The following is a 20902-nucleotide window of genomic DNA, read 5'->3' as shown; positions in this document are numbered from 1 at the left end:
TGAACCGCCTAACCGAAGGGAACAAGCCTTACACCAAACGGATCCGCTATTCCCAACTATCATCATTCTTCAATTTCGTACGTAACAACATCGATCCTGATGCTAAAAACCCATGCGACAGGCCAATGATACGAAAGCTTTATCGGGAGAGAGTGCCATCGAGATGGGAAATCGTCGAAAAGGAGACCGTTGATGAGATCATTTTCCGAACCACAAAAGTCCGCAATCGGTTGATCCTGGAATTGATGGCCCGCGGCGGTATGCGAATCGGCGAAGTTCTGAAACTGCGCTTGAAGGATCTTCAAGACCGTAAACTGATCCTGCGTGAACCCAAAAGCGGTAAAGAGCACGAATTTGTATTTATCCCACAAAAAGTGGCTGATCGATTACGTGAATACGCACTCCAGGTATGCAATTCCTCCAATGATCGCATTTTCCCGATTTCCTACGAGGCAGCCCGGTTGATGGTGATTAAGTCTGGGAAATTGGTAGGGATCAAACTCCGGCCACATGATCTGCGTCGGCATTCAGCCACCTATGCTTCTCGCTCAGGTGTGCCGATTGAGATTGTCAGCAAGGTCATCCTCCGCCATGCGAATCTTTCGACCACTCAAAGGTATCTTGGAACCATCAGTGATGCGGAAGCAATTCGGTGGATCGAAAACATTTACGGCTAAAAAAGGAAAGGGTGAATCCGATTAATGGATTCACCCTATTTAGCACCGATGCAAACCGGATATAGCCAGACGATACCGCTACCCTCAGGTGATGGGAAGTATGTATTGTAACCAGAAGACCACCCCCAGATCGTCTTTCCGAAAGGGGATGTGGCTATCTATCATTTGGGCCGATCTGGAACTATTTGGAGTTATCAAAGGAATCTGTGTCCATTTTTTTCTGTGATAACAATTTGAAAGTCAACCATCTATTAAATTCCTCTACAGCAAAGGAATAATGGCCGAATCCCACAGTCAAACGCCCAGAAGTTCACATCATGTTCGAAAAACAATCAAGGATCGATATTTTCCCAGAGTTTGACGGTTCAGCAACGGAAACCATTTGTAGATATGGTCGGGCAGGGAACGGGTGTCAGGAATGACAAAGCTTTTTTTTCCAATTCCGATCTCATCCAAAAAATACACAAAGGCTTCTAATGGTCCATTTTGATGTTCTCCCAATACTTTGACATTAAACATCCGTTCTTTCAGAGGGAGAGGAGCATGGTCGTAGAGGTTTTTGAAAAGCCAATTCGATTCGTTCGTACAATGTAAAGCTCCAAACAAAACAATATGACGTTTACCCGGTTGAAATCTGTTCCAGAAGTTATTGGCGATGGATTGATCGCGCGAATTAGAATGACCACGCTTCTCCTTTTGCTGTTCGTCGGTTTCTTCAATACCCCAAACCTTGATAGCCGGATTGCTATGCTTAACGGTTCGAAGTATTTTTATTATATCAGCATCCAGCAATGGAAAATAATCCCTGCCAGCGTCCATACGTTTGATTAAACGTCTCAAAGTCAGAGGTGTAGCTTCCAGCAGAAGGAGATCGGTACTATGCTTTTCAAAGAATTCTTCTGCAAGAAAATTGCGTGTTGATTCCTCATGAAGCTCACCCATGCACATTATCTGATAATCTGATTGGCCAAGATGTGTTAGCCATTGCTCAATGGAGATCAAACTGAATTGCAGGTTTTCTTGAATGGCAGCTTTTTCAGATTTTGTTAGTCGGGAGAATTGTTGTAGAGCTTTGGCCGCTTCTTTATGATAAAAGGGATACTGTATACGCTCTGAACTTGGTTGTTTGGTAGGGCGTCTCGGATATTCTTCAGCGATCCAGTCATAAACAGACCAAAAGAGCAGAATAATGAGGTACCCGCCTAAGGTGGCCAAGATGACCCTTGCCAAGGGTGAGTCCATTTAGGGAATTCCTTCAGCCTTCGCGTACCGCAACCTTTTTGATGGTGAAAGCAATTACACATAATTGCATGATGGTTTAATATTCTCGAACTAAAGATTAGTGAGACTATAGTGAATAGTAAAAAAGATTGAATCAGGACAGTCGAGGTGGTTAAAAATAGGGTCAGATTTACACCTGATTCATATTTTCGACCATATTATCAATATATCATACAAACAACAAGATGTGGCCAATTCAAGATCTAATAAAGGGGCTGTGATATGCTCTGTAATGTTGTCTGAAAAGCAAGTATCGGCCAACTAAAGATACATTGAGAGTAGCTTCCGAATCGCACCCTTGTCAAATGTTGAGATAGATGCTCCTCAGATTAGCGGAAAAATTTTTCATGACCAGGCAAGTATGCTATGGCTATCTCATAAAAACAAGTCTTGCTGATTCGTGTGGTTTCTTTCCATCGGTTTTAACTATCAAGGATCATATCAAATTTGCATTTAGCAACTGGATATCATAGGCTGACTTTAGGTGCTGCCCTCTCATTATGCCTTCCTTAAAATGGTCATCAAAGGCGAATTAAACAGCTTGTCGCTCCGGTGAATGATTTAGTATTCACTTCCGGGGAGCTGCTTCATACACAGATCGATTATCCTTCTCCCATTCTCTTTTGGTTCCCAATAACGACGGGTTGGTTGCCTCCTGAATTGTATAATCTGTATAGGCCTTAAGATATTGTGTTCCAGACCAAAACCACACTGTAGAACCCCATGCCAGGTTGACACGATCATCATTAATTCCATCAAAAAGATCGGCTCTCCATCCTTCTTCAATCTCATAGCGTCCATTTACTTTTGAGCAATCCGTAACATAACCTGATAGGTTACGACTTTTAAAAAGGAGCTTCAATTTGTTCTGTTTCATTATGAAATGGAAATTGGGACGATATACGCCATTTCGCGAACTGGAGAGCAAATAAAAAACATAGGCTTTCTGGCCGTCTCCAATGTTTTCCACAATGTCACAGTCTGTCGCTGAGACAAGCCGTGAAAAATCTTCCTCTTTGAAATCCTCTGTAACACGGTCCCCCCAAATAATGCGCGAAACTTCTTTCGGATTTTGGCACGGGACACATTTTAATATATATTGCGTGAGCGCATTGTTGGCCATCTGGTGGCTGTCCCGATCCTGAACCCTGGATACTTGTATATCATCCGTTGTGTTACCCTGATTCGACGATGCCACCGGTGCCATGGGCAATAGAAACAATCCCAGAACCAGAACCGTCAGATAGACTAATAAGGGATTAGATTTCATATTATCCTCCTTTTGAATATGGTTTAGGCGAAAGGCCATACCCCTGGCAGCAGAGGTAAATACTGCCAAAGCTTTGGGAGACTGTTCTGGAAAGCCTTGGTCTCGATCAAATGCGATCAATTGTTTGCCATAGGTTCTGGGCGAAAGGGTACCGTGGGAGAGAACAGTTCCGTCGCAAACCGCTTCCCGAGTCCATGTGAGACGGGGCATGACAAACCAGACAACGGGGTGGAAGAAATAGACGATTTTCACCAACTCCTGCAGGCAGATTGCAAGATCGTCCCAGCGTTTTACATGCACCAGTTCATGTGCCAGGACTGATTCAAGAGCAGCACTTCCGGACGAGCATATCAGATGCTCCGGCAGAATGATTACAGGCCGAAAAAGCCCCATGGTATAGGTTGGTACATCTGAAACGACCGCCTTTACTTCTATCGCTCTGCGAATATGTAATCGTCTGCGCCAATCCCGGACGATATCCAGGACGGCGGGATCCTGAAACGTCTTACCCTGCCATGCGATCTTCCAATACCGGCGGCGGGTACGAAGAAACCGCACCAATAGGAGGGTGACAACAGCAAAATAGGTGCAGCTGGTGACGATGCTGATCCGCTTCAATAAGGGCGGGGAAGGAACCGTTGCCAGTTTGCTGCCGATTGTCGGGACCACCCCATGGGGATTGGGCCCATCAGGCATGAAATTATCAGGTATAGGTGTAGAAATCGGCTTTTGGTGGTCCTGAAGAATTCGGAATTCATACGGGAAGGCGAGATATTGCCGGGAAACTGTGTGGGACGTTAAAGACCGGATCAGATGACTGGCACTCCAGGGCGTGGCCATATCAGGTGACAGCACCAGACGCAATAGGATCAGAAGCCACAAGCCGTGCTGCCACCGGGGATATTTTCCCCAGCAGCATTTTACCATCCCCCAGATCAGAGGAAACAGAAACAGAGCATACAAAGACTGTAGCGATAAGATGGCGAGAATAGCCTGGGCGACCTCATCAGGACGTATCATGGCGATCCTCCGTCTCATCCGCCAAGAGTTTTTCCAATTCCTTTATCTCTTCAGGCTTCAGGGCCTGACTCCTGGAAAACAGGGCCACTACCTCCCCGTAGTCCAGTTCCAGGACATGGTCTGCAAAAAACTGGACTATCCTGGTAAACCCCGTAGGCCGAGATATGAGGGGGCGGTATAGGAAAACGCCGTGGAATTTTTCCCTTACCAGCAAATGCTTTCGGGCCATCCGGTCCATCATAGTCTTGGTTGTGGAATAGGCCCAGTCATGGGTAGCGGTTACTTGGTCGTGAACCTCCCTTACACTTAGTTTTCCGCTTTTCCAGATGATTCTCAGGATATTGAATTCCGCTTTAGTCAAGTCAGGCAGGGATAGATTCTTGGCCATGGTTGCCTCATTGTTAGATATTAATTATATTGTTACATTGTAACAACTAAGATTAAAGTCTTATATCCAAGGTTAAATGTCAAGCCTTTTTTATTGGAAAACGAGCCTCCCCCCTAAAAAAACCGGTAACAGTAAATCCCGAAACAGCATTTTGATTAAAGGGTTCCACTTAAACTCTATTTGTTAAAGCTGACTCGAACAGAGTTCAATGAGCATTCCGGAATTTGTAAATAGATGGAGTGTTTTGATGTAACCTGTAAATTTTTATCCTCTGATTTAATTGCGATACCTTGCCATGACCTGGCAACGGTCTTGGCCTTGGAAGGAATCAAGATGTTGTGGTCGGCCACAAAGCCGATCAGGTTGCGATTACATTTTGTAACTTTTGTAGGTTGAATGACTCAGGAAGGGTTGCATACCTTGAGATAAGGTCAACAATTTGGCACGTGTCAAAACCAGCGCTTCCATGAAGTGACATTCACAATGGGTTGGCTATACGTCTGTTGGCGTTCCCATCACTGGTCGGATGCGCGCAGTCGAAGGTAGAGCGGAGTGATTTGTTCCAGCGTAAAGTGGCGATCGGCTATCGTAAAGCCGCGCCTTGCCTCCATCACAGCCAAATTCAGCGGGTAGGTGACGCTGGAATCCAGGCGCTGGATAACCATATCCAATCCGAAGCCATCGGATTCCTTCATTCCTCGGTAGGTGATCTCCAGGCCTTCGGACAGCAGCGGTTGGTTCAGGGGAAGCACGAAACGATTGCCGGTCTGCTTTGCCGGCCACGGCCATGGTTCCGCCCCTAGCCTGCCGGCATCCAGGATGGCATCCTCGTAATCGAAATCCCAACTCCAGCCGAACCCGGGTGAGGCGCTTCGATATTCCGCGGGGACCGCATCAGACAGTACGATCATCCACACGAACAGGAAACCCCCGACCAGTAAAATACCGGCAATAGCCACCAGTTCAATCGGGCGATCGTTCCTCATTTCAACGCCTTTAGCTTGATAATCAGGGCCTGTCTTGCTCATTGATCATATCGTAAACGTAATTCCCCTTTTCCCGGACACAAGGGGGCCGAGCACCGGATACCCATAGAGACAAAAAAAGGGGACCCCTTCAACCTTCTGAAGGAGTCCCCTTTTAAATTGTAAACGAAGTGTTAGGCCACGGTCACATTGGCTGCGGCAGGACCCTTGGGGCCCTGTTCGATGTCAAAGGTAACCCGGTCGCCTTCGTTGAGTGATTTGAATCCGGTGGCATTTATTGCCGAATGATGAACGAAAACGTCAGGACCGTCTTCTTGCTCAATAAAACCAAACCCCTTGCTGTCATTGAACCACTTAACGATACCATTTGCCATGCTAACTTCCTCCTACTTATAAAAAATTTTAATCATTGCTTCAAACTTCAGGCGCCACTTTGACAAATGGATCGATCCCTTAGCAAGAAACCAGCCCGCCAACACCGGCGGACCTTTATAACCTGCATCTCATATCACGCAAAAGAAAAAAAGCAAGTCAATTATCAGTATTATTCAGAAAACCTGGTGATGGTGGACCGATTATTTCCTTTTTCCTGTAAATTTTGAACCGCGATAGCGAGCACATTCCTCGCCGCTTGTCGAAGCGAAGCGGAGATCCCGAGTATCGGTGCGGCGGGGTTAGCGAGTGTCGATCCACAAATGGCCAATTTGTCTGATATCTGCGTTACGCTCAAAATTTTATCCTCGGAATATCAACCATATACTTGCGGTAAAATTTTTCGCATGCCTTGATCTCAACCCAATTTGCCTATTTCTGGCTGGACACTATCGAGCGAACTGAAAATCGATTTTTTATCCTTACGGTGTTGCGTAGCACTGCCGTTACAGGCAGAACATTCCCCGCGGCTTGTCGGAGCGAAGCAGAGATCCCGCTCATCGGGGCCGCGGGGAGGGTTCAACACCTGAAAGTTGTCAATCAGCTTTTCAGGTGGGGTTCACGGTCGTCGGTTGGTATCCATTCTGTGTGTTTTAACAATTTAATTTTGATCGGCGGCCGGTATTATGGACTGTTTTGCATCTTCCACCAAGCGATCTAATGTGCCGTCTTTTTTCATGGCTCTCAGGACGGATGCCAGTTGGGGAGCCAACGCATGATGTTTTTTATGCAGATAGGGAAAGACCGGAGCCACCTCGATGATTCCGGCCAAGGCGATATCTGAATTTACAAACTCCGCTTCATCCAACACACTTTCCACGGAGGTTTGGAGCCCAACCAGCACATCGATCCGATTGTGCCGCAACATCATCAGGCCTTGCCGAATATTGTTCAGACCATGGAGATATTTTGCATCCACATGGCCCACCAACCTTCTTTCTATCACTTTGAGACCACGGGGATAGCCAATGACGAGATGTTTGTCCGCGAGATCCCTCCACCCGTTCAAACGAATGGACGCATCGGGCGCATAAGCGCCAACGGTTACAAAGAAGGTCGGCTCGTCTACCTCGATCAGATTGGGATACTTGGCTGCCAGGGTCGAATCGAATTGAATTCTTCCGGCCTCCCCGTCCATGCGGCCCGCGTTGGATTCGGCCAAGGCTCTTTCGGAGGGAAAAGCATGCAGCTCAAATTCATAACCTAACCGCCCAAAGGCCTCATTGAATTTTAGCACAGAAAACCGGTACAGATAGGTGCCCTCGAGTTCCGGAATGGCTAACCGGATGATGCCGTTACGTGGCTTTGGGTCAGGAACCGTTGCGGGTGATGTTACCAATGAGGTGTTTTGGGCTGATGGTTGCGTGACCCATGTTACTAATAGGGTGAATAGGATCAAGATCCAATTCCGGTAGACCGACGATGCACCCCGAATGAAATTGCGCGGCATCTTCATCCTCCTTCTTGGTAATATGAGACGGCATGGATTAACGCTTTCGCACGGTCACTTCGGTTCAACTGGAATACTAAGGAATCAATCTCATATTGGGATTCCACAAGCGTTTGTATACAATTTTGACCCTACCTTCTGCCTGGTGAAGATTTTTTGAGAGTAAAAAGTGGGTCTTGATTGCCGTAGTCGTTCGAGTCACGGCGTTTTAATCGTTATCGAGCATCAACCGCCGGTAACTAAGACAATTTTACCGATGTTTTTTCGCGCTTCAATATACCTATGTGCTTTACCTGCCTGTTCAAACCGGAAAGTTCTGTCTACATGCGGCCGAACCCACCCTTTCTCTACGCCTTTCAGGATTTCCTGCATCCATCCGCTTATTTTATCTCTTTCGTTCCACATATGGCCAAGGTTGACCCCGAATACACCTTTGTTGGCATTCATTAATCTCAACGGGTTGTACCTGGGGGTTTGGGCGATCAGCTTGATAAACTGGAACACCCGCCCCATTGTTGAATCCGTGACCGTCGACACACCAAACAGTCCCAGCCGTCCTGTCGGCCGAAGGGCTTTATAGCTCTTTTTCCAATTATTCCCGCCGATCGGATCAAGAACCATCTCCACCCCTTTTCCACCGGTGAGGTTCATGATGCTGGAAAGAAAATCCTGGTTGCGATAATCGATGGGATAATTCAGCCCCCGCTCCATTAAAAAGGAATGCTTCCCTACACTGGATGTACCGTAGGTCGTGGCTTCAAGGTGCAATGAAATATCCAATGCGGCCAAACCCACGCCACCACCTGCATTGTGAATGAGCACCGATTCCCCCTTTTTCAGCCCCCCCATGACATATAAAAGCTGATATGCCGTCAGATAGTTCAACGGGATGGCGGCAGCGTGTTCAAAATCAAGAGATTCGGGAATGGTAAAAACGGCCTTTTCTGGAACACAAACCCTGTCTGAATAGCCATTGAATCGAGTCAGGGCGACGACCGATTGGCCAACAATAGAAGCATCGACACCCGGGCCGGCGCTCTCTACAGTCCCGGATACTTCATATCCAACGACACAAGGAGGCTTTGGCGCATCCGGGTAGAGTCCCTTTCTTGCGAGGATATCGGCAAAGTTGACGCCAATCGCCTTCACCTTTATGAGAACTTCTTCAGCAGACGGTTGTGGATCCTTTCTTTCCTGTATTTTCAATACATCCGGATCGCCATATTTGGTAATCACGATCTGTTTCATGATATTTTCATCACCATGTTATTGGTTAAACCGCTCCACGATTAGCGTCTGCATGACCCCGGTCGATTGCTGATTTATTGAAAGTACCGCAAGACGTCGGCTTCTGTCAAAACCTGTGCCTGCTGTCGCATTCATCCCGTCCCGACAGCCATGCAGCTTCGGACCGCCGGTCGCGGTCTTCAGATTATTGCCAGCTGAAAACCGTCCTGCCGGCAATGCGTTGAGACAACCCGGCTACCCGAATAATGGTGGGATCCAGGACATTTAACAGGATCATGCTTACGCCGGCGGCGACGAGCATTGGCAGAAAGGCGCCTTGGTAGCGTCGTCGCGTGCCGGGATCCGGTGCTCCAGTGGTTAGATTGGACAGACCGGCGATGGTCCGCACGGGAAACCCAAGCAGGTCGGGCAGCGTCCGGATCACTTCCAGCACGGTCATGTTCTGGCGGTTGCCATCCTGCCAGGCCAGCGGTGCCACGACCGGATCGATGATGATTCGTTCGGGCGAGATTCCCGCGGTTTGCATTTCGTTGAAGAGGGCCACGGCAGCCTCCATGCGACCCGAGGCATCAGTGGGTACGTGTCCGTCAGGGCCCAACAGGTAGCCGATGATGTCGCAATCATATTGCCGTGCCAGGGGCAGGATCCGCTTCAGCCTTACGGGCTCTAAAGAAACGCCGTTGATCATCACTTTTTGGCTACCTGCCGCCAACCCGGCCGCCATGGCCCGTGGGTTGGCGGTGTCCAGAACAACGGTTAGATCGGCGGTTTCCTGAACGGTGCGGACCAGAAAGGTCATCTTCTCTTCAGGAGAGCGTGACAGTGGGCCGCTGTTGATGTCGATGGCCTGGGCACCGGCGTTCATGCAGGCGCTGACCATCTGCCGGATGGGCTCGGGGTCCAACCGCTCCACGGCTCGGCCGATGGCCGGCAGCGTGATGCGAAGGTTGTCGGCAACGAGGATCATGGCGCCGCTTCGCTGACCCGCTGTTCGCGGCGTCGGATCAGGTCCAACCGCCTGGGCGGCCGGCCGAGGTATAGGGTCACCGTGGAGCCGGGCTGGGCCAGTGATTGCGTTATTCCGTGATCATCGGCGATGCGCTGAATCCTGTCTTCCCGGGTGGGACCGCCGGGGCAAAGAATGTCCACCGCATCGCCTGATACGATTTTGTTCTTCACCAGCACCCGGACCCCTCCGCCAGGGACCCTCTCGAGGACCTTGGCCACAAATCGATAGCCGGGATGGATGACGTCATCTAAATTGGCTGCTGTCTGGTCCGGATCGCCGAAGTAAAATCCGGTGCAATAGCCCCGGTGGCTGATGGCGGACAGCTCCGCCAGCCAACGTTCCGGCACCCGATAGGCGTCAGGGTCCCGATACCAGGCCTCGATGGCTTCCCGGTAAACCTTTACCACACCGGCCAGGTAGTGGATGCTTTTCATGCGGCCTTCTATTTTAAGTGAGCAGACGCCGGCGTCGATCAAGGCCGGCAGATGCTCGATCATGCACAGGTCCCGGGAATTGAAAACGTAGGCACCCCGTGGGTCTTCGGCGATGGGGAAGTACTGGCCGGGCCGGGTCTGTTCCATCAGCGTGTAGTGGAACCGGCAGGGCTGGCAGCACATGCCACGGTTGCTTTCCCGATTTTTCATGTAACCGGATAACAGGCAGCGTCCCGAGTAAGCGATGCACATGGCGCCGTGAACAAATGCCTCTACCTCGATGCCGCATTCTGCGCTCATCTTGCGGAGTTCTTCCAGGGTCAGTTCGCGGGCACCGTTGACACGGGTGGCGCCCAGGTCCCGCCAGAAGCGGGCGGTGCCGGTGTTGGTGGTGTTGGCCTGGGTACTTACGTGGATGGGGACATGGGGGAGCAGCCGTCGGGCCTGCATGAAAATCGCCGGATCGGCGACGATCAGGGCGTCCGGTTCGACGGATTCCAGGGATGCCAGGTAATCGGCAATGGCCTGGGCTTCGCTGTCCCTTGAGTAGATGTTTACGGCCACATACATTCGCACGCCATTGTCACGGGTAAGGCGGCGGGCGGCCTGCATGTCCGCCAGTGAGAAGTTGGCGGAAAAGTTTCTCAGGCTGAAGTCCCTGCCGGCCAGATAGACGGCGTCAGCGCCGTAGTGAACGGCGATTTCCAGTTTCTCCGGTGTACCGGCCGGGGCCAGCAGTTCCACTTGGTTTGATTTTGAGTTCATTGATAAAGGGTCTCATTTGGAGTAGCGAATTCAGGAGCCAGAATCCAGCATCCAAGAGCATGGCTTCGCCTCATGCTCAGCTATCATGCGCACAAACTGCGGCATTCATTCCGGACTAAACGTCTTCCGCCTTCAGTCTGAACCACTGATCAAAAAGGTGCGCCATCGAGGCATTCAGCGCCGGGGCTGAAAAAACCTCGAGAGAAACCACGCCGCTGAATCGTTTCAATACACGCATCACCTTTTCCATGTGCGCCGGCGTCAGCCGGTTCAGCGGCAAATGGTCCTGCGCGCCATCCACCCCGTGCAGGTGGGTAATGCTGATCCGTTCTGTCCAGCGATCAAAAAAAGTCGTCATGTCAACCCCGTGGGCCATGAGATGGCCCATGTCCATGCACACGGAAAGGTTCAGGCCGTCGATGATGGGTGCGACCCGTTCAAGATCGTAGTCCAGGTTTTCCACACCGATCCGGCGGCTGGGGACCCCGGTCGCCAGGACCGCTTCCAGGGATGCCGCTGAATTGGCCTGCCAGCGCCGATGGTCCGGCTCGGATGGGTCTTGGATCAGGTGCAGGGTAAAGGTAGTGGGGTTCAGCGGCGCGCAGCGGTCAATCAACTGCCTTAACACGTCCACCGCCGTCTGGCGAACACCGGCGTCCCGATGCCCCAGATAAATGTCTGTGGGCAGATGGACGTTATAGGTGATCCGGCCGGAACGGGTCTGCTGAACCAGTTCCCGGATCAAACCAGGGGACGGCAGGCTGTCCCTAAAACGGCTTTCGAAAAAGAGCAGTTCAATTTCATCTACAAACGGGGCCAGGTGGCGGACGTTGACCAGGTAGCCCGCCGGGTAGACGAATGAAGGACAGGCCAGGGTAAAGGGGAACCGTTTTTTGCAAACAGTTGCCAAGGGTGGAAAAGACTGTATTGTTTTTTTTATGTCCGCCATGGATTGTTTAACCGGGATGAACTGGAAATAACAAGCGACAAGCATCAAATCCCAAATAAATTCCAAACAGCGATATCCAAATCTCAAAAAAGATACAAACCGAAGAATTGGAATTTTGGATTTAAGTCATTGTGATTTATTGCGAAGCCGAGGGTCTAATACCCCGTCGCTTGCGACGATAAAATTGATTGCATCCTTTGTTGATACCCCGCTGCTTGCGGTGGGGTAGTTCATTTAATATTTGGTTTTTTGGTATTGTTATTTATCTTTTATTTTCTGACATGAAAATTCGAATTCCAGGGATTTGATACTAAAGTGGCATCGGTAGAAGCAGCACGGTTATTGCCGCCGCCATAAAGACCAGGAGTGCGGTGGTCAGCATCAACCGGCAGGCTTGCCGGATGTGAGCCGGTCTGGCTTCGGCGAATCCCACGCCAATAATAGGCTTTTCCACCAGCCGGCCGTGGTAGTGGTTGGGTCCCCCCATCCACAATCCCAGGGCGCCGGCAAAGGCGGCTTCCGGGTATCCGGCATTGGGACTGGCGTGGGCGCGCCCGTTCTTGAAGCCGGTGTCCATTGCCGCCCGCCCCCGTCCGTTCAACAATTGCGCGGCCAGGGCGATGAAGGGTACGGCCAGGCGTGCAGGGATGAAATTGGCCACATCGTCCATACGGGCGGCGAAGCGGCCGAACAGCAGGTAGCGATCGTTCTTGTACCCGACCATGGAGTCCAGGGTGTTGACCATCTTGTAGGCCATGGCCAGGGGGGCACCGCCCAGCACGGCGAAGAACAGCGGGGAGACGACCCCGTCTACCAGGTTTTCGGCTACGGTCTCTATGGCGGCACGCGTCACACCCCTTTCATCCAGCCGATCCGCCTCCCGGCCCACGATCATGGAAACCGCCTGCCTTGCGGCGCCGAGACCCGAGTGGCCAAGTGCGTCGCCCACGGCCAGGGCGGCGTCGGCCAGGCTGCGGGCGGAGATGCAGACGTATATCATCACGGCCTGAACCAGGATCCCGGCGGCGGGGTGAACGGCTGCGGCGAACCAGACCAGCAGCAGGCAGATGAGCCACACGGATGACACCAGCAGCGTCGCCATGAGCGCACCGGAAAGCAGCGATTTCAGGGTCAGCCTCCGAAATCGAGGCTCCAGCCAGGCGATGGCCCTGCCCATCCATCTCACCGGATGGGGCAGCCACAGCGGATCGCCCAGCAGCATGTCCAGCGTCACTGCCAGGGTCAGGGCCAGTGCCAATCCTTCAGTGGGCATGACGGCGTCCCGGATTGGTGTGGTCGCGGCACAGTTGGACCAGCAGCTCGGTCGCCCGACGATTCTCCGCTTCGCTTTTCAGGGAGATGCGGATAAACGCATCGGACAGGCCGGTAAAGTTCGTACAGTCGCGGATCAGGATGCGGTTGTCGGCCATGTGCCGCCACACCGTCTGCGCATTCAGTCCATCGGGCAGCCGGATGAGAACAAAGGAGGTGGCCGAGGGGAAGCACCGGGCGCCAGACCTCTTATGGATATATTCTTCTATTCGCCCTTTCTCCTGTTCTAATATATTTCTGGTTGATGAAAGAAAGGGCTCGACCTGTTCGGGACGGTCCATGAGCCATTGCACGGCCGCCTGGGCCAGGCTGTTAACCGACCAGGGCAGTGACAAGGGGGAAAGGGCCTGCATCAGCGGTCCCGGTGCCTTGACGAAGCCGATGCGCAGTCCCGGGATCCGAAAGGCTTTGGACATGGAGTTGAGCACCATGACATTGGGCAGGTCCGAGCCGATCATTGTGGAATCTGCCGGCGCAGGCGCAAAGGGCAGATAGGATTCGTCGATCACGAAGACCGTGTCGGGCAGGGACCGGCATAGGGCGTCGACATCCGGACAGGCCACCAGGGCACCCGTGGGATTGTTGGGATTGCACAAAAAGACCAGGTCAGCCGCCGTTGCCGCGTTCCGGATTGTCCGCGTGTCCGGCACGAAATCGTCTTCCTCCCGGCAGATCAAATGGTCGCAGGCCACCAGGTTCATGGTGCAGGCATCCCGGTAATCGGAATAGGTGGGACCCACCACCAGGGCCTTTTTCACACCCAAGGCCCGGGGAATCAGGTAAATGAGCTCGGTCGTGCCGTTGCCCGCCATCACCTGCCGGGGATTGATATCGTAAAACCGCGAAAAGGCGTTCACGATGCTGCCGGCGTCCACTTCGGGAAGGGCTGCGATGGCCGATATACCGTCCTTTAGATGGTCGAGCAACGCCGGTATGGGGCCAAGGGGATTGACGTTGGCGCTCATGTCGCTGATATCCGATGGCCGGCATTTCAGCCGTTGCGCCAGTTGGTAGATGTTGCCCCCGTGTCCGCCGATCATGGGCCGCCTCCCACGCACACTGCCAGAAACAGAACCGCTTCCAGGATTTCGGTCATGGCGCCAAGCAGGTCCCCGGTGACGCCGCCCAGTTTTTTGCGGTAGATGAAGATTAGGGCAGCGGTAGCGGCTGCGAAAACCAGGTTCAGCAGGAGTCCCCGCCATCCCAGAAACAAGGAGAGGATGACCGGTGCGGCAAGGTATTTAAAGTCCACCGCGGACAGGGGCGTTTGAAAAAAAGCGCTGCCGGTACCCTCGTTTCCCCGGGCATAGGGCAGAAAACGTATCCCGGCCATCATGGCCGAACGGGCATAGGCCGGAACGATCATCAGCGCCAGAAACCGTCCGTGGGCGACACTTCCCACGGCCGCGGCTTTGACGAGCAGCACGCAGGTCACGGCGACCAATCCCATGGCGCCCACCCGGCTGTCCTTCATGATGGCCAGGGCTTTTTCCCGTTCACGCTGGCCGTACAGGCCATCCGCCGTGTCCGCCAGACCATCCAGATGAAAGGCACCGGTGACGGCTGCCAACAGCGCCACATCCAACACACCGGCCACAACAGGCGGCCAGACGGCCGAGGCGAACAGGTCAAACAGGGCCAAAATCAAGCCGATGGCCAGTCCGGCCAATGGAAAATGGACGATGATCCCTTTGGGATCGAACGGTCGTGGTCGTCCCAGCGGAATTGCGCTGATGAACTGCAGCGAGGCGATGAGTGCGTTCATGGGGCCGTGTTCTGAAAAGGGGGTTTGATAGTCACGGGGATGCCGGCGATCGTCCAGACCACGCGGTCACAGGCGGCGGCGACGGCCTGGTTGGTCCAGCCGGCCAGGTCACGGTAAAGTCGGGCCAGGCGGTTTTCCGGAACGATGCCGGCGCCCACCTCGTTGGAGACGAGTATCACCGAGTGGGGGGCCATTCTCACGGCCTCGGCCAGATCGTCGATTTGTCGCTGAATCTGTGGGGCGTCCTGGGTCTGCATGAGCAGATTGTTCAGCCACAGGGTCAGGCAGTCCACCAGCATTACATCCGCCACCGGGCTGTGGGAGTTGATGGTTTCTGCCAGATTGACAGGGATTTCCAGGGTGCGCCAGGTGGCGCTGCGCTCGCGCCGGTGACGGTCGATCCGGGCTTGCATCTCGTCGTCATGGGGCACACAGGTGGCCACGAACAACCGGCGTGGACCCATGCCTTTGGCCAACTGCAGGGCGTGGTTGCTTTTTCCGCTGCGGCAGCCGCCCAGAACCAATATTTTGTCGGTGTCGGTCACGATGACTTCTTTAAGGGATCTTTATCGATTGGTTCTTGTTTTGAATGAGATCTAACCCGGATAGCCCGGAAACATCAAACCTCAAATAACAAATCTCAAATAAATTCCAAATTACAATGTCCAAATCTCAAAGAAGGGCAAAACAAACAGTTGATTGTCATCTTGTTTTATTTTCGATCTTCACCAGTGTACTAATCCGTTCCACGTCCACATGGCAGCGGACATGATCGGCCAACAGGGCATACTGCTGCATTTTAGCGTCCAGCCCGCCGGTGGCCGGCACGTCGATGCCGGTAATCCCCACGGCATTCAGCCAATGGGTGATCATGGCCGGGGTGTCGAACAGGCCGTGCATGTAAGTGCCGATGGTCCGTCTATGGTCAACCGCACACCCGTCGGCGTCATTTACGGCGTCTCCGTTTCTTTCGTGGAGCACCAGCAGGGGGGTTCCTCCGTGTGGCCGGGTCTGACCCATATGGATCTCATAACCGGTCCCTTGGATGCCGTCCCAGGAAAACCGGCTGAGGGTCGTGGTCTTGGGTGCCTGAAGTACGGTTTCCACCGGCAACAGGCCAAGGCCGTCTGTGGTTCCCGGTTCGCCTTCCAGGCCGTCGGGATCGTGAACCCGGCTTCCCATCATCTGGTAGCCGCCGCAGATGCCGGTGATGTGGCCGCCGCCGGCGTTGAAGTCGGCGATGCATGATTCCCAGCCGCTGGTTTTCAGCCACGCCAGGTCGAAGCGGGTGTTTTTGGATCCCGGCAGGATCACGGCGGAAAAGGCGCTCAGATTCTGGGGTGTTTCCACGAAGTGAACGGTCAGGCCCGTGACCCCCCGCAGTGGATCGAAATCGGTGAAGTTGGAAATATGGGGGAGGCGGATCACCGCCACCACGGGCATCCCTTCCGTATTCACAGAAACGGTTCGGGGGCGTTCGATGACCACCGAATCTTCGGGATCGATGCGGATGTTTTCATACCAAGGCAACACGCCGAATACCGGCAGCCCGGTTCTTTCTTCGATCCACTGCACCCCGTCCGCGAAGAGCCGCAGATCTCCCCGAAACCGGTTGATGATAAATCCGGCCACCCGGTCGCGGAAGTGTCGGGGAAGGCAGTCCAGGGTACCCACCAACTGGGCGAAGATGCCGCCGCGGTGAATGTCTCCCACCAGAATTACCGGGGCATCGGCGTATTCGGCCATGGGAAGGTTGACGATATCGTGGGCCAGGAGGTTCACTTCGGCACAGGAGCCGGCGCCTTCCATCACCACCAGGTCGTATTTCGATCGCAGACGGTCAAGGGCGGCGTTGGCGGTCTGCGCCAGACGGGCTTTTTTCTGATGATAATCCATGGCCGTCTGGTTGCCGATGGACTCGCCCAGGAGAACCACCTGTGACCCCACGTCGCTGGTGGGTTTGAGCAGGATGGGGTTCATGTCCACGTGGGGGACGATTCCGGCAGCCTCGGCCTGAACGATCTGAGCCCGACCCATCTCCAGCCCTTCCGGGGTGACCCCTGAATTGTTGGACATGTTCTGGGCCTTGTAGGGCGCTACCCGTAACCCCCGGTCCGCAAAAATACGGCACAGGGCGGCGGCGATAACGCTTTTGCCCACGTCGGAACCGGTGCCCATCACAGCGAGGCAGGGGGCGATATCCGATTTTTTATTCATTGTTTGGTAACTATGCCCATGCTCGTCATTCCGGCGAAAGCCGGAATCCAGTTTAAACAATCTCTTTATATAAATCTTTCCAGGTTGGATTACTTTTTTCGATTAACCCCAGCTTCCACTTTCATTTCTACTCTTTGATCCGTTTTTCCTTCAAAATGGCGCTTCCCATTGTGCCATGTACCTCAATGACGATAAGCTGTAAGCTTATTTCTCAATTCCAACACGGGCTGCCACCCCATCCTGGTAATAGTGCTTGACGGCCTTCATTTCCGTCACCAGATCGGCCTTGTCGATGACGCGTGCGTCCGCTCCCCGACCGGTGATCACCAGTTCCACATCGCCAGGCTTTTGCGTCATGATCGCCAGAATCTCGTCAACCGGGAACAGTCCGCACATGGCCGCCACGTTGCCTTCTTCCATGATCACCACCTGGTAATTGCCCGAATTAAGGGCGCTGCGGATGGCTTCCAGACCCTTTTGGGCGGCTGCCCGATCTTCCGGCGACGGCTTTGCCTTGATGAACCGGCCCAGTCCGAACTGCTCGACGGTGATCCGGTCTGCAAGGCGCGAGAGGGCCTTGATTTCGCTATAGTCGCCGGATTTGATGAACTGAGCGATATAGACCTTCAGGCCTGCACCGGCGGCCCGCAGGGCCAACCCGAGGGCGGCCGTGGTTTTGCCCTTGCCGTCTCCCGTATAGACTTGCGTATAACCTTTTTGAAAGGCCATTGTCATTAAAGGTGTTTTAATTGCAATTATAGTAAGTTTTGATGTTTCAAGGTGTTAAGTTTTAAGTGGCAAGTGTTAAGTAAAGGATAAAAACGATAGAATACATCAACTTAACACTTAACACATAAAACTTAACACTGTTTTCCACCAATATCATACTTCTCCGCATAACCCCGAGGCGTAACCATAAACCCATCATAATTAAAGGTGCTTGAGTTGCCCACAAACACAGTGGTCTGCATATCCACATCGGCCCGGTGGAGATCCGCCAGCGTGGTGAGCGTGACCCGCTGGTTCTTGCGCATGGCGCCGGTGACGATACCCACCGGTGTGGCCGGGTCACGGTGCCCGAGGATGATCTGTTGGGCCTGGGCCAGATGCTCGGTCCGGCGCCGGCTCTTCGGATTGTAGATTACAATCACAAAATCGGCCCTGGCGGCGGCGTCCAGCCGGGTTTCGATGGTCTTCCATGGTGTAAGCAGATCGCTCAGGGATATGGCTGCAAAATCATGGGTCAACGGTGCCCCTAAAAGCGACGCGCCGGAGCACAGCGCGGGGATACCGGGCACCACTTCGACAAGTAGTCGGTCCGGATCTTCCGCCCTCTCGGAACTGCCGATGGCAATGGCCCGTTGCCGACACATTTCCAGCACCAGCCCGGCCATGGCATAGACCCCCGGGTCCCCGCTGGAGATCACGGCACAGGTGGTGCCGGAAAGGGCCAGGTCCAGGGCCGCCGATACCCGGTCTACTTCTTTTTTCATGGCCGTGCTGACGATCTGCTTGCCGGCGATCAACGGCCGTACCAGGTCGATGTAGGTGGTGTACCCGGCAACGGCGTCGACGGTTTCCAGCACCCGGGCGGCGCGTTGACTCAGGTGCTGCGGTCCGCCGGGTCCGATGCCGACGATATACAGCCGTCGGTGGCCACCGCCACGGTGACGTTGGCCGTCTTTTGTTTGGGAACGATCAGTCTCCCCCGGTGTGTCGCCAGCAGGGCTGCGGCTTCGCATACGCTTTTGACTCCTATGTGTTTTTCAACCATGGTCGACGGGGTGGGTACCTGCGCCACCCCTTTGAGCCGGTCACGGGTGAATACCGTTAATGGCAGGTTCAGGGATTCGGCCAGGGCCAGCAACCCGGGCTCGTCGGCCTTCAGATCCACCGTGGCCAGGGCGCGCAGGCTGGAGATGGCCAGCCGGTTTGTCGCGAATGTTTCCACCAGCAGGTCGCGCATCTCTTCAACATCGGTGCCCCGGTTGCATCCCATGCCGGCCACCAATGACCCGGGTCGCAATACCAGCACATGGGGGGGCAGGTCAAGGCACATGTGATCCACGAAAATCCCGGCATCGTTCTGGCCAAATGCGTCAACGGCGGACGGGATCAGCTGGTCTTGCGGCAACCGGTGGGCCACTATCCCATAGGGGTCGTGGATAAAGATCGGGTTGCCGGTGAGCAGGGCCATGTTGACTGTTTTGATGGCATCGGGATTTTCGATGGTCAGTTGGTTTTCCACGGCGATGATGTCGATGGCCGGCACCCGGTTGACGTCGGTGGCTGTGGTAATCACCGGCAGTCCGCCGGTGGCTCGGGCGACTCCCCGGGCCAGGGTGTTGGCCCCGCCGATATGGCCGGAGACCAGGCTGATGGCAAACTGTCCAGCCTCGTCGCAGACCACCACGGCCGGGTCCGTGGTCTTGTGGGCCAGACGGTTGGCGATGCACCTTACCACGATGCCTGTGGCCATAATGAAGATGTGGCGGGGAAACCCGGCGAACTGCCGGTCCACTTCATCTTTGAGCCGGGCAAAGCGCACCGCGCCGGGGATGGTTGTTTCCAGTTTCTGCGATAGAAACAGGGTGCAGCCGGCTATCTCGTCGGCGATAATCCGGGCCAGTTGGACCCCGTTGGGGGTCAGCGCCCAGATGGCGGTGTGTTCATCGGCGGCCGACTTCACCGCCGATCCTCCGCCTCACGGTAGCCGTGGGCAAAGTGGCGGTCGTAAAGTTTGGAGTGGTGGACCAGGGTAGAAAGGCTTACATCCAGCACGCGCCCGACGACCACCAGGGCGGTCCGGGTGATCTTCTCTTTTTTGACTGTTTCGGCCAACTTGCCGATGGTGGTCCAGAGAATTTTCTGATCCGGTTGGCTGGCCCGGTAAGCCACCGCACAGGCCGCCCCAGAACCGTAAGCCTTCGAGAGAATTCGCGTCATCTCGTCGACCATGGAGATGCTCAGGTAGATGGCCATGGTGGCCCGGTGGGCGGCGAGGGATGCCAGGGATTCGGTTTCCGGCACCGGCGTCCGGCCGGCCAGGCGGGTGAGAATAAGGGTCTGCGACACCTCAGGCAGGGTGTATTCGACGCCTAAGGCCGCAGCGGCGGCAAAGGCGGCGGTGACACCCGGGATCACCGTGTAGGGAATGTTGCGATGTGACAGTTTGACCATCTGTTCGAAAATGGCCCCGTAGAGACTGGGGTCGCCGGTGTGCAGGCGCACTACTTTTTTGCCTGCCCGCCAGGCGTCGACCATGGCAGATACCATTTCATCCAGGTGCAGGCCGGCGCTGCTCAGGTGGCGGCAGTCCGGCCGGGTCCATTTGAGCAGGGCCTCGGGCACCAGGGAGCCGGCGTAAACCACCAGATCGGCTGCAGCCAGTGCCTGCTGGCCCTTTACCGTGATCAGATCCGGATCGCCGGGGCCGGCACCGCAGAAGATGATGGGACTCAATGCGTCTGTGTCAGATTCAGTATCGGGGGATGCGTGAATCACGATGAATGCTTTCTTTGTGCGTGAGCGTTCATAGGTTCAGGGTTATCATTTTTCGTCAACTTTGCTCGAAGGTTGGCCCGTAAGAAAAGGGTCCCGTTTGTCGATTGATCATTAACCTTTGAACCCTGAACCTCTGAACCCGAGAACGATGACCTTTGCGCGTGTCAGGGACGGC

General features: G+C 54.0%; 20 protein-coding genes. 1 reads left to right on the top strand and 19 read right to left on the bottom strand.

All coding sequences use genetic code 11. The features are described 5' to 3' along the window. A partial coding sequence (locus QNK41_RS14910) for a site-specific integrase (RefSeq protein WP_319258280.1) occupies positions 1–677 on the top strand: 677 nt, incomplete at its 5' end. A gap of 315 nt (positions 678–992) precedes the next feature. Here QNK41_RS14910 and QNK41_RS14905 read toward each other — a convergent pair. The 19 genes from QNK41_RS14905 to cobM form a co-directional block, all read right to left on the bottom strand. Continuing rightward, positions 993–1919, bottom strand: a complete 927-nt coding sequence (locus QNK41_RS14905) for a hypothetical protein (protein ID WP_319258278.1) — start codon at positions 1917–1919, stop codon at positions 993–995. A gap of 607 nt (positions 1920–2526) precedes the next feature. After that, positions 2527–4248, bottom strand: coding sequence for a M56 family metallopeptidase (locus tag QNK41_RS14900; protein WP_319258277.1), 1722 nt, complete (start codon positions 4246–4248; stop codon positions 2527–2529). Further along, positions 4235–4636 (bottom strand): BlaI/MecI/CopY family transcriptional regulator, encoded by a 402-nt coding sequence (locus QNK41_RS14895; RefSeq protein ID WP_319258275.1) that lies wholly within the window; start codon positions 4634–4636, stop codon positions 4235–4237. Before QNK41_RS14895 ends, QNK41_RS14900 begins: the two co-directional genes overlap by 14 nt. A gap of 515 nt (positions 4637–5151) precedes the next feature. Beyond that, the gene (locus QNK41_RS14890; RefSeq protein ID WP_319258274.1) at positions 5152–5622 is read right to left on the bottom strand and encodes a hypothetical protein; all 471 of its coding nucleotides are present in this window, start codon (positions 5620–5622) and stop codon (positions 5152–5154) included. A gap of 173 nt (positions 5623–5795) precedes the next feature. Beyond that, on the bottom strand, positions 5796–5996 hold the full coding sequence (locus tag QNK41_RS14885; RefSeq protein WP_319258272.1) for a cold-shock protein: 201 nt from the start codon (positions 5994–5996) through the stop codon (positions 5796–5798). A gap of 659 nt (positions 5997–6655) precedes the next feature. After that, positions 6656–7504: a transporter substrate-binding domain-containing protein gene (locus QNK41_RS14880; protein ID WP_319258271.1), complete on the bottom strand. Its 849-nt coding sequence runs from the start codon at positions 7502–7504 to the stop codon at positions 6656–6658. Between the two features lie 225 nt (positions 7505–7729). Continuing rightward, positions 7730–8752: a medium chain dehydrogenase/reductase family protein gene (locus QNK41_RS14875; RefSeq protein ID WP_319258269.1), complete on the bottom strand. Its 1023-nt coding sequence runs from the start codon at positions 8750–8752 to the stop codon at positions 7730–7732. A 184-nt stretch (positions 8753–8936) separates the two neighbouring features. Then, positions 8937–9719 carry a dihydropteroate synthase gene (locus QNK41_RS14870; protein WP_319258267.1) on the bottom strand — a complete coding sequence of 261 codons (783 nt, stop codon included), beginning with the start codon at positions 9717–9719 and terminating at the stop codon, positions 8937–8939. Next, a complete protein-coding gene (locus QNK41_RS14865; RefSeq protein WP_319258265.1) occupies positions 9716–10960 on the bottom strand; it encodes a U32 family peptidase in 1245 nt (414 codons plus the stop codon). Before QNK41_RS14865 ends, QNK41_RS14870 begins: the two co-directional genes overlap by 4 nt. 115 nt (positions 10961–11075) lie before the next feature. After that, positions 11076–11909 carry a cobamide remodeling phosphodiesterase CbiR gene (cbiR, locus tag QNK41_RS14860; RefSeq protein WP_319258263.1) on the bottom strand — a complete coding sequence of 278 codons (834 nt, stop codon included), beginning with the start codon at positions 11907–11909 and terminating at the stop codon, positions 11076–11078. Between the two features lie 310 nt (positions 11910–12219). After that, the gene (gene cbiB, locus QNK41_RS14855) at positions 12220–13182 is read right to left on the bottom strand and encodes an adenosylcobinamide-phosphate synthase CbiB (protein ID WP_319258262.1); all 963 of its coding nucleotides are present in this window, start codon (positions 13180–13182) and stop codon (positions 12220–12222) included. Further along, positions 13172–14281 (bottom strand): pyridoxal phosphate-dependent aminotransferase, encoded by a 1110-nt coding sequence (locus QNK41_RS14850; RefSeq protein ID WP_319258260.1) that lies wholly within the window; start codon positions 14279–14281, stop codon positions 13172–13174. The genes cbiB and QNK41_RS14850 overlap by 11 nt, the downstream gene beginning before the upstream one ends. Continuing rightward, positions 14278–15006, bottom strand: coding sequence for an adenosylcobinamide-GDP ribazoletransferase (cobS, locus tag QNK41_RS14845; protein WP_319258259.1), 729 nt, complete (start codon positions 15004–15006; stop codon positions 14278–14280). Before cobS ends, QNK41_RS14850 begins: the two co-directional genes overlap by 4 nt. Then, on the bottom strand, positions 15003–15551 hold the full coding sequence (gene cobU, locus QNK41_RS14840) for a bifunctional adenosylcobinamide kinase/adenosylcobinamide-phosphate guanylyltransferase (RefSeq protein WP_319258258.1): 549 nt from the start codon (positions 15549–15551) through the stop codon (positions 15003–15005). Before cobU ends, cobS begins: the two co-directional genes overlap by 4 nt. A 157-nt stretch (positions 15552–15708) precedes the next feature. Further along, positions 15709–17223, bottom strand: coding sequence for a cobyric acid synthase (locus QNK41_RS14835; RefSeq protein ID WP_319258256.1), 1515 nt, complete (start codon positions 17221–17223; stop codon positions 15709–15711). A gap of 204 nt (positions 17224–17427) precedes the next feature. Beyond that, on the bottom strand, positions 17428–17952 hold the full coding sequence (locus tag QNK41_RS14830; RefSeq protein ID WP_319258255.1) for a cob(I)yrinic acid a,c-diamide adenosyltransferase: 525 nt from the start codon (positions 17950–17952) through the stop codon (positions 17428–17430). 131 nt (positions 17953–18083) lie between these two features. Continuing rightward, on the bottom strand, positions 18084–18830 hold the full coding sequence (cobJ, locus tag QNK41_RS14825; RefSeq protein WP_319258282.1) for a precorrin-3B C(17)-methyltransferase: 747 nt from the start codon (positions 18828–18830) through the stop codon (positions 18084–18086). Then, positions 18827–19912 carry a cobalt-precorrin 5A hydrolase gene (locus QNK41_RS14820; protein WP_319258253.1) on the bottom strand — a complete coding sequence of 362 codons (1086 nt, stop codon included), beginning with the start codon at positions 19910–19912 and terminating at the stop codon, positions 18827–18829. The genes cobJ and QNK41_RS14820 overlap by 4 nt, the downstream gene beginning before the upstream one ends. Next, the gene (gene cobM / locus QNK41_RS14815) at positions 19909–20727 is read right to left on the bottom strand and encodes a precorrin-4 C(11)-methyltransferase (RefSeq protein ID WP_319258251.1); all 819 of its coding nucleotides are present in this window, start codon (positions 20725–20727) and stop codon (positions 19909–19911) included. Before cobM ends, QNK41_RS14820 begins: the two co-directional genes overlap by 4 nt. Positions 20728–20902: the final 175 nt, after the last annotated feature.

It is taken from the genome of Desulfosarcina sp. (assembly GCF_033791525.1).
Taxonomy (GTDB): Bacteria; Desulfobacterota; Desulfobacteria; order Desulfobacterales; family Desulfosarcinaceae; genus Desulfosarcina.
Note: the sequence above shows the minus strand (reverse complement) of the source record. Positions and strands in the feature narration are given on the sequence as shown.

What these genes read in the sequence shown, in the direction of transcription:
- QNK41_RS14905 (WP_319258278.1), bottom strand. Translation starts at nt 1,919, where the DNA reads ATGGACTCACCCTTGGCAAGGGTCATCTTGGCCACCTTAGGCGGGTAC.
- QNK41_RS14900 (WP_319258277.1), bottom strand. Translation starts at nt 4,248, where the DNA reads ATGATACGTCCTGATGAGGTCGCCCAGGCTATTCTCGCCATCTTATCG.
- QNK41_RS14895 (WP_319258275.1), bottom strand. Translation starts at nt 4,636, where the DNA reads ATGGCCAAGAATCTATCCCTGCCTGACTTGACTAAAGCGGAATTCAAT.
- QNK41_RS14890 (WP_319258274.1), bottom strand. Translation starts at nt 5,622, where the DNA reads ATGAGGAACGATCGCCCGATTGAACTGGTGGCTATTGCCGGTATTTTA.
- QNK41_RS14885 (WP_319258272.1), bottom strand. Translation starts at nt 5,996, where the DNA reads ATGGCAAATGGTATCGTTAAGTGGTTCAATGACAGCAAGGGGTTTGGT.
- QNK41_RS14880 (WP_319258271.1), bottom strand. Translation starts at nt 7,504, where the DNA reads ATGCCGCGCAATTTCATTCGGGGTGCATCGTCGGTCTACCGGAATTGG.
- QNK41_RS14875 (WP_319258269.1), bottom strand. Translation starts at nt 8,752, where the DNA reads ATGAAACAGATCGTGATTACCAAATATGGCGATCCGGATGTATTGAAA.
- QNK41_RS14870 (WP_319258267.1), bottom strand. Translation starts at nt 9,719, where the DNA reads ATGATCCTCGTTGCCGACAACCTTCGCATCACGCTGCCGGCCATCGGC.
- QNK41_RS14865 (WP_319258265.1), bottom strand. Translation starts at nt 10,960, where the DNA reads ATGAACTCAAAATCAAACCAAGTGGAACTGCTGGCCCCGGCCGGTACA.
- cbiR (WP_319258263.1), bottom strand. Translation starts at nt 11,909, where the DNA reads ATGGCGGACATAAAAAAAACAATACAGTCTTTTCCACCCTTGGCAACT.
- cbiB (WP_319258262.1), bottom strand. Translation starts at nt 13,182, where the DNA reads ATGCCCACTGAAGGATTGGCACTGGCCCTGACCCTGGCAGTGACGCTG.
- QNK41_RS14850 (WP_319258260.1), bottom strand. Translation starts at nt 14,281, where the DNA reads ATGATCGGCGGACACGGGGGCAACATCTACCAACTGGCGCAACGGCTG.
- cobS (WP_319258259.1), bottom strand. Translation starts at nt 15,006, where the DNA reads ATGAACGCACTCATCGCCTCGCTGCAGTTCATCAGCGCAATTCCGCTG.
- QNK41_RS14835 (WP_319258256.1), bottom strand. Translation starts at nt 17,223, where the DNA reads ATGAATAAAAAATCGGATATCGCCCCCTGCCTCGCTGTGATGGGCACC.
- QNK41_RS14830 (WP_319258255.1), bottom strand. Translation starts at nt 17,952, where the DNA reads ATGGCCTTTCAAAAAGGTTATACGCAAGTCTATACGGGAGACGGCAAG.